This window comes from Oerskovia sp. PE-21s (genome assembly GCF_056158145.1).
The window spans coordinates 302,897-317,412 of sequence record NZ_JBUXJM010000002.1 but is presented as its reverse complement, the minus strand read 5'-3'; the positions used below and the strand labels follow the sequence as shown (position 1 = coordinate 317,412).

At 73.7% G+C, this 14,516-nt stretch carries 17 protein-coding genes; 7 read left to right on the top strand and 10 right to left on the bottom strand.

Going from position 1 to position 14,516, the window contains the following annotated elements:
* Positions 1–75: 75 nt before the first annotated feature.
* The 6 genes from kdpA to eda all read right to left on the bottom strand — a co-directional run bounded on the left by kdpA (position 76) and on the right by eda (position 4,652).
* A complete protein-coding gene (kdpA, locus tag ACZDYF_RS04390; RefSeq protein ID WP_475054601.1) occupies positions 76–1,731 on the bottom strand; it encodes a potassium-transporting ATPase subunit KdpA in 1,656 nt (551 codons plus the stop codon).
* An 89-nt stretch (positions 1,732–1,820) separates the two neighbouring features.
* Positions 1,821–1,913 (bottom strand): potassium-transporting ATPase subunit F, encoded by a 93-nt coding sequence (locus ACZDYF_RS04385; RefSeq protein ID WP_129429396.1) that lies wholly within the window; start codon positions 1,911–1,913, stop codon positions 1,821–1,823.
* A complete protein-coding gene (locus tag ACZDYF_RS04380) occupies positions 1,910–2,113 on the bottom strand; it encodes a hypothetical protein (protein WP_475053888.1) in 204 nt (67 codons plus the stop codon). The genes ACZDYF_RS04385 and ACZDYF_RS04380 overlap by 4 nt, the downstream gene beginning before the upstream one ends.
* Positions 2,114–2,222: 109 nt before the next feature.
* Positions 2,223–2,591 (bottom strand): hypothetical protein, encoded by a 369-nt coding sequence (locus ACZDYF_RS04375; RefSeq protein WP_138825193.1) that lies wholly within the window; start codon positions 2,589–2,591, stop codon positions 2,223–2,225.
* Positions 2,592–2,831: 240 nt separating this feature from the next.
* On the bottom strand, positions 2,832–3,947 hold the full coding sequence (locus ACZDYF_RS04370; protein ID WP_475053884.1) for a sugar kinase: 1,116 nt from the start codon (positions 3,945–3,947) through the stop codon (positions 2,832–2,834).
* A 6-nt stretch (positions 3,948–3,953) separates the two neighbouring features.
* On the bottom strand, positions 3,954–4,652 hold the full coding sequence (gene eda / locus ACZDYF_RS04365) for a bifunctional 4-hydroxy-2-oxoglutarate aldolase/2-dehydro-3-deoxy-phosphogluconate aldolase (protein WP_475053878.1): 699 nt from the start codon (positions 4,650–4,652) through the stop codon (positions 3,954–3,956).
* A 73-nt stretch (positions 4,653–4,725) separates the two neighbouring features.
* Here eda and ACZDYF_RS04360 point away from each other — a divergent pair, with 73 nt between their 5' ends.
* The 3 genes from ACZDYF_RS04360 to ACZDYF_RS04350 all read left to right on the top strand — a co-directional run bounded on the left by ACZDYF_RS04360 (position 4,726) and on the right by ACZDYF_RS04350 (position 6,737).
* Complete coding sequence (locus tag ACZDYF_RS04360) at positions 4,726–5,556, top strand: IclR family transcriptional regulator (RefSeq protein ID WP_475053875.1); 831 nt, start codon at positions 4,726–4,728, stop codon at positions 5,554–5,556.
* 161 nt (positions 5,557–5,717) lie between these two features.
* Positions 5,718–6,113: a universal stress protein gene (locus tag ACZDYF_RS04355; protein ID WP_191789338.1), complete on the top strand. Its 396-nt coding sequence runs from the start codon at positions 5,718–5,720 to the stop codon at positions 6,111–6,113.
* A 24-nt stretch (positions 6,114–6,137) separates the two neighbouring features.
* On the top strand, positions 6,138–6,737 hold the full coding sequence (locus ACZDYF_RS04350) for a DUF4203 domain-containing protein (RefSeq protein ID WP_191789339.1): 600 nt from the start codon (positions 6,138–6,140) through the stop codon (positions 6,735–6,737).
* Between the two features lie 73 nt (positions 6,738–6,810).
* On the opposite strand, the gene ACZDYF_RS04345 is transcribed toward ACZDYF_RS04350, so the two are convergent.
* Positions 6,811–7,779: a VOC family protein gene (locus tag ACZDYF_RS04345; RefSeq protein WP_475053869.1), complete on the bottom strand. Its 969-nt coding sequence runs from the start codon at positions 7,777–7,779 to the stop codon at positions 6,811–6,813.
* A 186-nt stretch (positions 7,780–7,965) separates the two neighbouring features.
* Positions 7,966–8,847 (bottom strand): SDR family oxidoreductase, encoded by an 882-nt coding sequence (locus ACZDYF_RS04340; protein WP_475053865.1) that lies wholly within the window; start codon positions 8,845–8,847, stop codon positions 7,966–7,968.
* 127 nt (positions 8,848–8,974) lie between these two features.
* On the opposite strand from ACZDYF_RS04340, the gene ACZDYF_RS04335 reads away from it, so the two are divergent.
* The 3 genes from ACZDYF_RS04335 to ACZDYF_RS04325 all read left to right on the top strand — a co-directional run bounded on the left by ACZDYF_RS04335 (position 8,975) and on the right by ACZDYF_RS04325 (position 10,989).
* Positions 8,975–9,385 carry a winged helix-turn-helix transcriptional regulator gene (locus ACZDYF_RS04335; protein ID WP_475053861.1) on the top strand — a complete coding sequence of 137 codons (411 nt, stop codon included), beginning with the start codon at positions 8,975–8,977 and terminating at the stop codon, positions 9,383–9,385.
* A 69-nt stretch (positions 9,386–9,454) separates the two neighbouring features.
* A complete protein-coding gene (moaA, locus tag ACZDYF_RS04330) occupies positions 9,455–10,633 on the top strand; it encodes a GTP 3',8-cyclase MoaA (RefSeq protein WP_475053859.1) in 1,179 nt (392 codons plus the stop codon).
* A 119-nt stretch (positions 10,634–10,752) separates the two neighbouring features.
* Positions 10,753–10,989 (top strand): hypothetical protein, encoded by a 237-nt coding sequence (locus ACZDYF_RS04325; protein ID WP_475053857.1) that lies wholly within the window; start codon positions 10,753–10,755, stop codon positions 10,987–10,989.
* 18 nt (positions 10,990–11,007) lie between these two features.
* On the opposite strand, the gene ACZDYF_RS04320 is transcribed toward ACZDYF_RS04325, so the two are convergent.
* Positions 11,008–11,460: a molybdenum cofactor biosynthesis protein MoaE gene (locus ACZDYF_RS04320; protein WP_475053854.1), complete on the bottom strand. Its 453-nt coding sequence runs from the start codon at positions 11,458–11,460 to the stop codon at positions 11,008–11,010.
* 29 nt (positions 11,461–11,489) lie between these two features.
* Positions 11,490–12,839 (bottom strand): molybdopterin molybdotransferase MoeA, encoded by a 1,350-nt coding sequence (locus ACZDYF_RS04315; RefSeq protein ID WP_475053851.1) that lies wholly within the window; start codon positions 12,837–12,839, stop codon positions 11,490–11,492.
* Positions 12,840–12,970: 131 nt separating this feature from the next.
* Between ACZDYF_RS04315 and nhaA the strand changes: the two genes are divergently transcribed.
* Positions 12,971–14,419 (top strand): Na+/H+ antiporter NhaA, encoded by a 1,449-nt coding sequence (nhaA, locus tag ACZDYF_RS04310; protein ID WP_204808196.1) that lies wholly within the window; start codon positions 12,971–12,973, stop codon positions 14,417–14,419.
* Positions 14,420–14,516 lie beyond the last annotated feature (97 nt).

Here is a 14,516-nt window from a genome sequence, read left to right as displayed (position 1 = left end):
CGAGGTCCTCTGGAAGACCCGTCCCACCCCCCGCGGGGACACGCCCCGAGGGAGCGACAGAGCGAGAAGAACGATTCATGAGAGCGACTCCACGATGGGACCGAGCGACAGCACGGGGACGAAGGTGAGCCCGACGACGACCAGGGCGACGGTCCCCAGGACGCCCACGAAGAGCGGCTGGTGCGTCGGGAGGGTGCCCGCGGTGGCGGGGACCGTCTTCTGGGAGGCGAAGCGTCCGGCGAGGGCCAGGACGAGGGCCATGGGGATGAAGCGGCCGGCGAGCATCGCGATGCCGAGGGCCGTGTTGTAGAAGGGCGTGCCGGACGTGAGGCCGCCGAACGCCGAACCGTTGTTGTTGGCCGCCGACGTGAACGCGTACAGGACCTCGGAGAGCCCGTGCGGTCCGGCCTCCTGGATGCCTGCCTGTCCGGCGGGCAGCGCGATCGCGAGGGCCGTGCCGACGAGCACGAGGAACGGGACCGTGAGGATGTAGAGCGCGACGAGCGTGATCTCCTGGCGGCCGATCTTCTTGCCGAGGTACTCGGGCGTGCGCCCGACCATGAGCCCCGAGACGAAGACCGCGACGATCGCGAGCATGAGCATCCCGTACAGGCCCGAGCCCACGCCGCCCGGCGCGATCTCGCCGAGCATCATGGTGAACATCGTGACGCCGCCGCCCGGGGCGGTCAGGGAGTCGTGCATGGCGTTGACGGCGCCGGTCGAGGTGCCCGTGGTGGACGCGGCGAACAGGGCGCTCGCGGCGAGGCCGAAACGGGTCTCCTTGCCCTCCATCGCCCCGCCCGCGGCGAGGGGCGCGGCTCCGGGCCCGGCCATCTCGGCCCACGTGATGAGTGCGACGGCGACGAACCACAGCGCACCCATGGCCCCGAGGATCGCCCAGCCCTGGCGCTTGTCGCCGACCATGAGGCCGAACGTGCGGGGCAGCGTGAAGGGGATGACGAGGATGAGGAAGATCTCGAAGAGGTTGGAGAAGGGGCTGGGGTTCTCGAGGGGGTGCGCCGAGTTGGCGTTGAAGAACCCGCCGCCGTTGGTGCCGAGCTCCTTGATGACCTCCTGCGACGCGACGGGGCCGCCGAGCACGTGCTGCGTGCCGCCCGCGACCGTGTCGATCGCGGTGTGCGCGTCGAAGTTCTGGATGACACCGGTGGCGAGCAGCACGAGCGCGCCGACGAACGCCAGGGGCAGCAGGATGCGCACGCACGTGCGGGTCAGGTCGGACCAGAAGTTGCCGACGCGCCCGTCGGTGCCGGAGCGCATGAAGCCGCGGATCAGGGCGACCGCGACCGAGATCCCGACGGCTGCGGACACGAAGTTCTGCACGGCGAGCCCGGCCATCTGGAGCAGGTGTCCTGCGGCGGCCTCGCCCGAGTACCACTGCCAGTTCGTGTTGGCCACGAACGAGACCGCGGTGTTCCAGGCGCCGGCCGGGTCGAACGCCGAGAACCCGAGGTTCATCGGCAGGTGCGCCTGGAGGCGCGCGAGCCCGTACAGGACCAGGAGCGAGGCCATCGAGAAGCCGAGGAGCGAGAGCAGGTAGGTGCTCCACCTCTGCTCGGCGTCGGGGTCGACGCGCATGATCCGGTACCCGGCCCGTTCGACCCGCAGGTGCCGGGGCGAGGTGAAGACGCGCGCCATGTAGGCGCCGAGCGGGGCGTGGACCGCGGCGAGCGCGAGGAGCAGCAGGACGACCTGCCCGACGGCGAGCCACACGCTGGGCGTCTGTGTCGCCGACTGCGTGGCCGTCTGGGTCAGGACGGCGGCCTGGGCCGTCACGGTGGTCTGGGTCAGCACGGCCGCGCTCACCGGACCTTGTCGCTGCGGAGCAGGGCGACGAACAGGTAGCCGAGGAGCACCACGACGGTGCCGAGCCCGACCCAGTCGAGGACCGTCATGACGAGGACCCCCCGGAGGAGCCGTGGCGGCGTGCCACGAGGCCGACGGCGGTGAAGAACACCACGGTCAGCAGGATGTAGGCCAGGTCGGCCATCTGAGCTCTGCCTTCGAACGTCGTGCGGCGGGCGGCTGCGGTCGCCGCGGGCGGTTGCCCGGGGTCGACGCGCAGGCGCGGTGCCGGTGCGCAGCTCCTGCGCACACCTCAGGTCTAGGGCCTGGGCGGGTGCCGGGAGGTCGGCGTTGACGGGTTCTTGACGGGGCTCGGGCGGGTGTTGACGCAACCCTGACGGCGGCGGGCGCGGGGCGGGTCAGTCGGCGTCGAGCCGCTCGCGCAGCTCCTCGGCGAGGTGCAGGTCGTCGTCGAGCGCTGCGAGGGCGTCCGCGAGCAGGGGCAGCGACTCGGCGCCGGCGAGGAACCGGGCGGCCGCGACGTCGTCGTGCAGCTGGAGCGCGAGGTCCGCCCGCAGGACGAGGGCCCGGAAGCGCAGGCGCTCGGACACGGTCCGGGTCCGCACGCCCTCGGCGTCGAAGGCTCGGTCGAGGACGCGGGCAGCACCCGTGGGATCGCCCGCTCCGCGCAGGATGCGTGCGTGCTCGACGGCCCGGGCGATGTCGGCCGGCGCGTCGACGGTGCGCCGTGGGAGGCGGCCCAGCGGGACCTCACCACGCTGCACCACGTGTGCCTCCTCGCACTCGTCGGGCCGCGGGGGCTGCCGACGGGCTGTGTCCGATCTGTCCGTCCTCGTCCACCCTAGCCGCGACGTGTGGCCTGCGCGCGGGATGCCGCCCGGCGCGCCGTCAGGAGGTGCGGACCGGGCGGAGGGCGGACGACTGCCGGTCGCGAGCCGTGCCGAGATGCGCCGAACGGGGGTCCGGAACGTCTCTGGACCCCCGTTCGCCGCATCTCGGCGGGCGACTCAGCGCTGGACGCGCGCGCTCCCGCCCGAGGCGAGCTTGCGGACCTCGGCGAGCGACGCCGTCGACGTGTCGCCCGGCGTGGTCATCGCGATGGCACCGTGCGCGGCGCCGTACTCGACGGCCTCCTGGATCGAGCCGAGCTCCATGAGCCCGTACGCGAGGCCCGAGGCGAACGAGTCGCCGCCGCCCACGCGGTCGAGGATCTCGAGGTCCGCGCGGTGCGTGGCCTCGGCGAACCCCTGGACGCGGGACCACGCGATGGCGCCCCAGTCGTTGCGGGTCGCGGAATGCACGGCGCGCAGCGTCGTGCCGATGACCTGGAAGTTCGGGTAGGCGGCCGCCGCGGTCTCGATCATGGCCCGGAACGCTGCGGTGTCGAGGTCGGTCAGGTTCTCGTCGACGCCCTCGATCTCGAACCCGAGGCTCGCGGTGAAGTCCTCCTCGTTGCCGATCATGACGTCGACGTACTGCGCGAGGTGACGGTTGACCTCCTGGGCACGCGCCGGGCCACCGATGCCCTGCCACAGCGACGGCCGGTAGTTGAGGTCGTAGGACACGATCGTGCCGTGCTTGCGCGCGGCCTTCATCGCGGCCTCGGCGACGTCCGCCGACGACTCGGAGAGCGCAGCGAAGATGCCGCCCGTGTGGAGCCAGCGCACGCCGCGCCCGAACAGCTCGTCCCAGTCGACGTCGTCGGGCTGCATCTGCGCGATCGCGGTGTTGCCGCGGTCGCTCACGCCCACGGCGCCGCGCACGCCGAAGCCACGCTCGGTGAAGTTGAGGCCGTTGCGGACCGTGCGGCCGATCCCGTCGTAGGGCACCCACTGGACGTAGCTCGTGTCGAGGCCGCCCGTGAGCATGAGGTCCTCGACCAGCCGACCGACCTCGTTGTCCGCGAGCGCCGTGACGATCGCGCCACGCAGGCCGAAGCAGCGGCGCAGGCCGCGCGCGACGTTGTACTCGCCGCCGCCCTCCCAGGCGTCGAACGAGCGCGTGGTCTTGATGCGTCGCTCGCCCGGGTCGAGGCGGAGCATGACCTCGCCGAGGGAGACGACGTCGTAGGTGCAGTCCGCGGCCGGGCGGAGGTCCAGGGGGGCCTGTGTCGTGTCGGTCATGTCAGCTCACTTTCCTGCGGCAGCGGAGGCGGGACCGGCGGCGGGGGCTGCGGGCACCGCAGACGCCGCGAGCGCGACGGCCTGTGCGGAGCGGCGCGTGACCTCGGCGAAGTCGCCCGCCTCGACGAGGGCCTTCTCGACCATCCACGAGCCGCCCACCGCGAGGACCGAGGGCATCGCGAGGTACTCGGTCGCGTTGGAGGCGCTCACGCCGCCCGTGGGGACGAAGCGCAGGCCGGGGAAAGGCGCGGACAGGGCCCTGATCGCGGGCACACCACCGTTGATCCCGGCGGGGAAGAACTTCACGACGTCGAGCCCCAGGGCGAGGGCGGCCATGATGTCCGACGGCGTCGCGACCCCCGGGAAGATCGGCAGGCCGTGGTGCTGGGCGCGGCGCACGACGTCGGCGCTCAGGCCGGGCGAGACGACGAAGCGGGCGCCGGCGTCGACGGCCTGGTCGACCTGCTCGGCGTTGATGACGGTCCCGGCACCGGTCACGAGCTCAGGGAGCTCGCGCGTGACGGCGGCGATCGCGGCGCGCGCACCGGCGGTGCGGAAGGTGATCTCGGCGATGGGCAGGCCGCCGTCGAGCAGGGCGGCGCCGAGGGCGAGCGCCTGGGCCTCGTCCTCCACGACGACCACGGGGACGACCCGGACCCTGGCGAAGAGCTCGTGGAGGTCGGTCGGGGGCGCTGCGGGTGACATGGGGCCTCGCGTTTCGTTATAGTGAACGGATGTTCTGGAATGCGAAATCACTCTACGCGAACGGCCCCAGCCCGTGGTAGTCCGGCCGCCCGCCGAGACGGACGCTCCCGAGGCCGGGCCCGCACCGGCCACCAGCCCCCTCGGCTCGGTCGACAAGGCGCTGCTCGCGCTCGAGCGCCTCGCGGTCGCCGGACCGCACGGCACCCCGCTGGGCACCCTCGCGACGGACCTCGGCCTGAACAAGACCTCGCTGCACCGCACCCTCGCCGCACTGCGCTACCGCGGCTACGCCGAGCAGGACCCCGCGACGGGCAGCTACCGCCTCGGACCCGCCGCGACCGCGCTCGGGAACGTCTTCCTCGGCGAGGAGCACCTGCCCGCCCTGCTGACCCCGGCGCTCACCGCGGTGTGCGAGGCGTCGGGCGAGCTCATCCACCTGGGTGTGCTGTCCGGGCCGGAGATCGTCTACCTCGACAAGGTCGAGCCCGCGCGAGCCGTCCGCGTGTGGTCCGCGATCGGACGCCGCCGCCCCGCCGCCACCACCGCGCTCGGCCGCGCCCTGCTCGCGTTCCGCGCGACCGACCGGTCCGCGATGGGCTGGTACACCGCCGCGGCGGGCGACGCGAGCCCCGTGACCGACGACGCGCTGTGGGCCACTCTGGGCGAGACCCGTGAGCGCGGCTACGCGACCGAGACCGAGGAGAACGAACCCGGCATCAGCTGCCTCGCGGTCCCCCTCCTGCGCGCCGGGCAGGCCGTCGCGGCACTGTCGGTGACCGCCCCGGCGGACCGCATGGACGCGAGCCGGCACGTCGAGCTCGCCCGGACGATCGACACCGTCGCCCGCCCCCTGCTCCCCGCCTCGCTGAGCCTGCCCGCCGACCTCGCGAACCCGGGCCCCTGACCCGGTCGCGCCGGTACGCCGACGGCGGGCGGCGTCGTCGGGCACCGCGCCCCACGACGCGCTCCTGCGTTCGCTGCGCGGCCCCGTGCGGTGTGAGAGAGTTCAGAGCACACGCGATCTGCCCGTCGACCCGGGCACGACGAACGAGGAGCACCGCGGCGATGACCGTACTTGTGGCCTACAACGACTCGCCACAGGGTGAGGCGGCACTGCGAGCCGGAGCCGCCGAGGCGCTCCGCCGAGCACTTCCCCTCGCCGTCTTCGTGCTCACCCCCCTCGAGGGACCGCCGCAGGACGACCCGCCGCTCCCGCCGGACCTCGCCCACCTCCTCGACGCCCTGCCCCCCGGCACCCCGGCCGCGACCGTCACCTACCGCGAGGCCCGCGTGGACCCGCCCGTCGCGATCCTCGACGAGGCCGAGCGCCTCGCCGCGAGCCTCGTCGTGATCGGCTCGCGCAAGCGCTCCCCCGTCGGCAAGTTCCTCCTCGGCAGCACCACCCAGCGCGTCCTGCTCGACGCCCACGCCCCCGTGCTCGTCATCAAAGCCAAGCACTAGCCCACCTCACGCCAGGAGGTCCCCATGGACCCGGTCGTCGCTGGTCTCGTCATCGTCGCCGTCGGCCTGCTCCTGTGCTTCCTGGGCGTCGGCTCGGTCCACCTCGCGGTCATCGCGTCAGGGTTCGGCCTCGGCTGGATGCTCGGCGACCTGTTCGGCGCGAGCCAGTCGACCGCGCTGCTGGTCGGGGTCCTGGGGGCGCTCGTCGCGTGGATCGCGGTCGCGTTCGTGTTCAAGCTCGCGGCGTTCTTCATCGGGATCGTGACCGGCGCCGTGATCGGCGCCAAGCTCTACGGCACGGTCTCGGGCGACTCGGGGAACTGGGTCCTCGCGGCGATCATCGTCATCGCGGTCGCGGCGGCCTGCGGCTTCCTCGCGGACAGGTACCGGCGACGGGCGCTGCTGTGGCTCACGACGATCGGCGGTGCGGGCATCGTGCTCGGCGGCCTCGCGCGCGTGGCCCCCGACCCCCTGGGATTCCTGCGCGACCCGTCACCGGGCTGGGAGCAGGTCGTGTCGTTCCTCGCGTGGGCCGCGCTGGCGCTCGCCGGCTGGCTCGTCCAGCGACGGCTGTTCGCCAAGCGCCTGGGCATCGACCGCGACGAGCAGCCCTCGAAGCGCTGAGTGCGGAGCAGCTGCTGTCGAGACGGCCTGCTGACGACAAGTACTCCGCACTCAGCGGTCGAGGCCGGGCGGGCTAGCGCACCGCGACCTCGATGAGGTTCTTCCACGGGTCGTCGAAGCGCAGCGTCGCGCCGTCGTGACGCATCTGGATCCCGCGCCGGGACAGGCGGTCGGCCAGCGCCGTGACGTCGTCCTCGGAAGGCACCGAGATGGCCACCTGACCCAGGCCCAGCGTCGAGGCACGCGGACCGGCCCCCTGGCTGTTCCACGTGTTCATGGCCATGTGGTGGTGGTACCCGCCCGCCGAGACGAAGAGCGCGCCGGGCAGCGAGGCCGTGGCCTCGAAGCCCAGCGTGTCGACGTAGAACTCACGGGCCGTGGGGATGTCGCCCACCTGGAGGTGCACGTGTCCCACCACGGTGTCGTCCGGCCCGACGACGTCGGTCGAGAGGGCGCGCTCGAGCCCCGCGTCCGTGAGGTGCTGCTGCATGAACGCGTTGGGGTCGATGTAGAGCGTGTCCATCGCGACCTGGCCGTCCTGCCAGGTCCAGGTCTCGCGCGGGCGGTCGTGGTAGAGCTCGACGCCGTTGCCCTCGGGGTCGGTGAAGTAGAACGCCTCGGAGACCAGGTGGTCGCCGCTGCCGACGAACGTGCTGGGCGCGGTGCGCGCGACCGAGGCGACGGCCGCGGCGAGCGCGGGAGCGTCGTCGAACAGCAGGGCCGTGTGGAACAGGCCCGCCTCGCCGCGGCGTGCGCGCGGCAGGTCCTTGCCGCGGCGCAGGACCACGAGCGGCGTCGCGCCGCGTCCGAGGACGACGGTCTCGTCGCGCGAGCCGGTCCCGGCGCCGGGGATCGACGCGAGCAGGGCGTCCGACGGCGTCAGCACGGCCAGGGAGAGCGCGTCGCGGTAGTAGCGGGTCATCAGGTCGAGGTCGGCGACGTGCAGCGTCACGGCGTCCATCGAGGTGTCGGCCGAGAGCAGGTCCTTGGTCGCGAAGCCGGTGGCGTCGGCGCCGGGAAGGCTCGTCGTGCGGTCAGTCATGGTGTCCTCCGTCCAGGGCCGGGTCCCGACCTCTTGGGTCCCAGAATAGTTGATGCTTCAACCAAAAGGAAGCCTGAGGTGTTCCCGGCACCTGCCGGTCGGCGGCGAGTGCCGGCGAGTGCGTGGTTGTGCTGCGACATGCCGGGCGTGTCGCAGCACAACCACGCACTCAGCGGGAGTCAGTCGTCACGCGGCCGACGTCACGCCCACCGCAGCCCGCAGCCCCTCGGCGAGCGGCGTCGTCGGGCGACCGATGAGCCGCGACAGCTCGTCCGACGTCGCCGCGAGCAGACCGTCACGCGTGTTGCCGTCGAGCGCGACCACGAAGCCCGCGGTCCCCTCGTCGAGGCCCGCGTCGAGCAGCGCCTGGGTGTGCACCTCGGGGGTCACGTCCTGGTAGACGACCTCGCGACCGACGATCTCACCGATGGTCGCGGCGAGGAACGGGTGGTCCCACGCGACGTCGCCCGAGAGCTCGTGGACGCCTCCCTCGAAGGCCGGGTCGGCGTCGGCCGCCGCGAGGACGACGGCCGCTGCCTCGGCGTAGTCCTTGCGGCTCGCCGAGGCGACGAGCCCCTCGCCGACGCTGCCGAGCACCACTCCGGTCTCGCGCGCCTGCTCGACCGCTCCGAGGTAGTTCTCGGTGTACCAGCCGTTGCGCAGGATCGTGGCGGGCATCCCCGAGGCCGCGATGATCTCCTCGGTGGCCTTGTGCTCGGGAGCGAGGACCAGCGCAGACGTCGTGGCCCGCGGTGCGCTCGTGTAGACGAGGTGGCGGACACCTGCGGCCTTGGCGGCCTCGACCACGTTGGCGTGCTGCTGGACACGCTGCCCGACCTCGGAGCCGGAGACCAGCAGAAGCACGTCGACCCCGTCGAGCGCCGTCGTCAAGGTCTCGGGGCGCGAGTAGTCGGCCTCGCGGACGACGACGCCGCGCTCGGCGAGGTCGGCGGCCTTGGCCGGGGTGCGGACGGCGGCGACGATCCGCTCGGGGGTGACACCGCGCTCGAGCAGCGAGTCGACGACGAGGTGTCCGAGGTGTCCGGTGGCGGCGGTGACGGCGATCATGGGGGTCCTCCTGAGGGGGTGGTGGGTACCGCGACAGCCTGGCACTAACTTTTCGTCAGTGCAATCCATTCAGCAGTGCGTTCTAAGTCACAGCGCTCACGATCGGCCTGCGCGCTAGGCTGGCCTCGTGACCGACCTCCACGCCGCCCTCGACACCACGGGACCGTCCGACGAGATGATCGCCGACGTGTTCCAGCGCGGCTGCACGTCCCGCCACGCGCTCGAGACTGTGACGGGCCGTTGGGGCGTCCTGACCGTCGCGGGCCTGCGAGACGGGGCCGTCCGCTTCAACGCCCTGCGCCGACGCATCGACGGCGTGAGCGAGAAGATGCTCGCCCAGACGCTCCAGGGGCTCGAGCGCGACGGACTGGTCGTGCGCGAGGTCCGCGCGACCATCCCCCCGCACGTCGAGTACTCGCTCACCGAGCTCGGGCAGGTCGTGGCCGACAAGCTCGTCGGCCTCCTGGACGTGCTCGAAGCGGCGGTCCCCCAGGTCGCCGCCGCCCAGGAGGCGTACGACGCCCGGGTCGCGCGCTGACCGCGGCCGTGCGCCCGTCGCGCTGGGCAGCCCCCGCCCCGGCGCCCACCGCTGCGTAGACTCGCGAGCATGACCGCCGTCGCCCTCGGGCTCCCGCGCGTGCGCCCGACCGGGGCGCCGAGCACCCTGGGGCGCCCGGACACCGAGGCGCTCGTCGACCGCTACGGGCGCGTCGCCCACGACCTGCGCGTGTCCGTCACGGAGAAGTGCTCGCTGCGCTGCACCTACTGCATGCCCGCCGAGGGACTCCCCGCGATCCCCCGCGACGACCTGCTGACGCCGAGCGAGATCGGACGGCTCGTCGGGATCGGCTACCGGCTCGGGATCCGCGACGTGCGCTTCACGGGCGGCGAGCCCCTCATGCGCCCCGACCTCGCCGAGATCGTCCGGCGCACGCGCGCGGCGGCCCCCGGCGTCCGGATCTCGATGACGACGAACGCGATCGGCCTCGACAAGCGCGTCGGCGAGCTCGTCGAGGCCGGGCTCGACCGCGTCAACGTCTCGCTCGACACGGTCGACCGCACGCACTTCGCCGAGCTCACGCGCCGCGACCGGCTCCCGCAGGTGCTCGCGGGCATCCGGGCCGCGCTCGACGCAGGCCTGTCCCCCGTCAAGCTCAACGCGGTCCTCATGCCCGAGACCCTCGCGGGCGCGACCGACCTGCTCGCGTGGGCCGTCGAGCACGGGTGCCGCCTGCGCTTCATCGAGCAGATGCCCCTCGACGCCGACCAGAACTGGGCCCGCGACCAGCTCGTCTCGGCCGAGCGGCTGCTCGACGTCCTGGGTGAGCGCTTCGCCCTGACCCCGGTGGGGCGCGAGGACCCGTCGGCCCCGGCCGAGGAGTGGGCCGTCGACGGCGGACCCGCGACCGTCGGGATCATCGCGTCGGTCACGCGCTCGTTCTGCGGTGACTGCGACCGCACGCGCCTGACCGCGGAGGGCACCGTGCGCTCGTGCCTGTTCGGGAACGAGGAGGTGGACCTGCGCGCGCTGCTGCGGTCCGGCTCGCCCGGCGGCTCACCCGGCGGCTCACCCGGCAAGGTCCCCGGCACCGGGGCCGACGACCGACCCGACGACGCAGCCACCGACGCCGCGATCGTCGCCGCCTGGCAGGGTGCCATGTGGGCCAAGCCGTTCGCGCACGGCCTCGACCGTGGCGCCCCCGACACCCGCGCGGTCGGCGGCCCGGCAGACGATCCCGAGGCCTTCGCACGCACCGAGCGCAGCATGGGCGCGATCGGGGGCTGACGGAGCTGCTGACACGTTCTGCACCGAGCCCGGGCGACGTGTCCAAGATCATCCTCCGTGCAGGCGCACGAGCCGCAGGATCCCGCGCCTGGAAGCACCCCGAGACCTACCATGGAGGGGTGGCCCTCCTCGACCTTCCTCGCGACAGCCGTACCTCCGACGAGCCCGCTCCACGAGCCGACTCGCTCCCCGTCCACCGGCCGGGTCCGAGCCGTCTGACGGCGGGCCCGAGCACCGTCCTCGGCACCCTGATCGGCGTCACGGTGGGCACGTCCCTGCTCGCCGGGCCCGGTCTGATCCTGGGGGCGCTCGTCGGCATCGGGTTCGGTCTCCTCAAGGACAACCCGCGCGACTGACCCTGGGCCCGGCCACCGCTAGAGCCCGACCCACTCCGAGTCGCCGTCGGTGAAGTGCTGCCGCTTCCAGATCGGCACCTCGGCCTTGATGCGCTCGACGAGGAGCGAGCACGCCGCGAACGCCTCGGCCCGGTGCCCCGAGGCGACGCTCGCGACGAGCGCCACGTCCCCGATCGTCAGCACGCCGTAGCGGTGCACGGCCGCGACGCGCAGTCCCGTCTCGTCGGACACCGCCGCGCAGCAGCGCCGGAGCACCTCGGTCGCGTCGGGGTGCGCCTCGTAGTCGAGGCCCGTGACGTCGCGCCCGCCGTCGACGTCGCGCACGACACCGCGGAAGGTCACGACGGCGCCGTACTCGCGCGAGGACACCGCACCTTCCACGGACCGCACCACGGCGTCGTCGAGCACGTCGCTCGTCACGCGCGACACGTCGCCCGGGGTGGTCGGGCGCTGCTGGTCGTCGGCCGTCATCGTCTCGTCCTCTGCTCTCGGAGCACCGCTCACAGCCGTACCACTCGCACGCTCTCGCCCTCCTCGACCCGGACCACGCCCTCGGGCACCTCGATCAGCACGTCGGCGGCCGCCATGGTCGCCACGAGGTGCGACCCCGCGCCGCCGACGACCTCGACCGCGCCACCGGGCACCGTCCGTCCTCGCAGCATCTGCTGCTTGGCCGCCGGGGAGTCGATCGCCGCTGCCACGGTGCGCGTCTCGTCCTCCCGGTCGGGGAGCCCCGCCGCGCGCTCGAGGACGGGACGCGCGAAGACCGCGAACGAGACCTGGGCGCTCACGGGGTTGCCGGGGAAGGTGAGGATCGGGGTCCCGTGGTGGGTCCCGAACCCCTGCGGGCCGCCAGGCTGCATCGCGACCGACCGGAACGTCACGCCGTCCCCCAGGGTGTCCTTGACGACCTCGTAGGCGCCCTGGCTCACGCCGCCCGACGTGAGGACCAGGTCCGCCACCTCGGCGGCCCGTGCCAGGAGAGCGGCCAGCTCGCGCGGGTCGTCCCCGGTGCGTCCCGTGAGCACGACGTCGGCCCCGGCGCGTCGGGCGGCGGCCGCGAGCCCGGGCAGGTTCGCGTCGTACACCTGGCCGGTCGCGGCGGCCTCGCCCGGCTCGACGACCTCGGTGCCGGTCGAGACGACCGCGACGCGCACCCGCGCCCGGACCTCGAGCACGCCCACGCCGCACGACGCCGCGGCGGCCAGGTGCTGCGGCGCGAGCAGCGTGCCCGCGGCGAGCACCCGGTCTCCGCCGCGCACGTCCGTCCCGACGTCTCGCACGAACTCGCCCGGGCCGCGCGACGCCAGCACCCCGACGTCCGTCCCGACGGACCCGCGCGGGGTCTCGGTCGTGTGCGCGCCGAACCGCTCCGCGTCGGTGTCCTCCACGGGCACGACGGCGTCGCTCCCCTCCGGCACGACGGCACCGGTCATGATCCGGGCCGCCGTCCCCGGGGCGAGGACCGCCGGCGTGCCGGGACCCGCGGGGATCTCGGCCACGACGGGCAGCACGACGGGCGAGGCTCCCGAGGCACCGTCGACGTCCGCGGACCGCACCGCGTAGCCGTCCATCTGCGAGCTGCGGAACGCAGGCTGGTCGACGGGGGCGGACAGGTCCGCCGCGAGCACCCGGTCGAGCGCGTCGACCAGCGCCACGCGCTCGACGCCCCGAGCCGCGAGCGCCGGTCGGAGCAGCGCCTCGACCTCGCGGCGGTGCTGCTCGACGCTCACGCGGCGGGCACCCGCGGCCTGCTGGTGCCGCGCCCCGGGTGCGGGCGGCACGGCGGTGGGCGGCGCCGTCGGGCCGCTTCTCGCCTCTCCGGTCCACGCTGCCTGCTCTGCCGTCACGTCTGCTCCTCACCACGACCGGGCGGGCCGCCCGCCCGGCGGCCACGGGTCCCAGCCTGTCACGATCCGCGGGCCGCGGGCGCGCCCGTCCGACGGTTGCGTCGTGCGCCGCGCGCTGCGACCTTGGAGCGGTGACGTCCACTCCCCCGGTCCCGCCGGCGCAGCCCGGCGGGCGTCCGCTCCTCCCGACGCTCGAGCAACGGCCGGGGCCACCGCTGCGCTTCCCCGTGAGACCGGTCGCGCCCGCGGTCCGGCAGTTCCTCGCGACCGAGGCGGGCGGCGCGGCGCTGCTGCTCGCCGCGACCGTGGTCGCGCTCGTGTGGGCGAACTCGCCCTGGTCCGCGTCGTACGACGACCTGTGGGCCACGACGGCCGGAATCCACCTGGGCGGCTGGTCGCTCGACATGGACCTGCACCACTGGGTCAACGACGCCGCGATGGCGGTCTTCTTCCTCGTGATCGGCCTCGAGATCAACCGCGAGGTCACGAGCGGTGAGCTGCGCAACCGGCGGACGGTCGCGGTCCCGGCGCTCGGTGCCCTGGGCGGGCTCCTGGTGCCCGCGCTCGTCTACCTGGCGTTCAACGCGGGCACCGACGCGCAGCACGGCTGGGGCGTCGTCATGTCGACCGACACGGCGTTCCTCGTGGGGGTCCTCGCGCTGTTCGGCCCGCGCTGCCCCGACCGGCTCCGGCTGTTCCTGCTGACGCTCGCGGTCGTCGACGACATCGGCGCCATCACGGTCATGGCCGTCTTCTACAACGACGGCGTGTGGCTGCCCGGTCTCGCGATCGCGGGGGTCCTCGTCGCAGGCATGCTCGTGCTGCGCTGGCTCGGCGTCTGGCGCCTCGCGCCCTACGTGGGCGTGGGCGTCGCGCTGTGGCTCGCCGTCTACTCCTCGGGCGTGCACGCGACGCTCGCGGGCGTCCTGGTCGGGCTGCTCGTCCCCTCCCGCCGGGCCCGTCCCGACCAGGTCGACGACGTCCCGGGGTACGCCCAGCGTCTGCGCGAGGAGACGACGGCGGAGCGCGAGCACCTGACCGAGCTCGCCGCACGCGCGGCAGTGCCCGCGAGCGACCGGCTCCAGCGTGTCCTGCACCCGTGGAGCGCCTACGTCGTCGTGCCCGTCTTCGGCCTGGCGAACGCGGGCGTGCAGCTCGACGCCGAGTCGCTGTCGGCCGCGATGACGTCGCGGCTGACGATCGGCGTCGCGGTCGCGCTCGTGGTGGGCAACGCCGTCGGGATCTTCGGCGCCTCGGCCCTGGCCCTGCGGCTGAACCTGGGCGACCTGCCCGGCCGGGTGCGCTACTCGCACCTGCTGGGCGGCGCGATGCTCGCAGGCATCGGGTTCACCATCTCCCTGTTCATCGCCGAGCTCGCGTTCGACGACGAGGCACTCGTCGAGCAGGCCAAGATCGGGATCCTCGCGGGGTCGCTGGTCGCGGCCGTCGCCGGGTCCGTGACGCTGCGCATCCTGGGCGAGCGGCTCCCCCTGTGCTCGCCCGAGTCCACGGGACCGCCGCCCGGGCTGCCCCCGCGGCCGTGGCGCGCGCCCGAGGCGGTCGAGGACGCCGAGGAGTAGGCAGGTCGTGCGGTGGCCCGTCCGCCCCCCGGGCGACACACTGAGACTCACGGCGGGCCGACCCGCCGCCGCGACGCAGACGACCGGGGGCGACCAT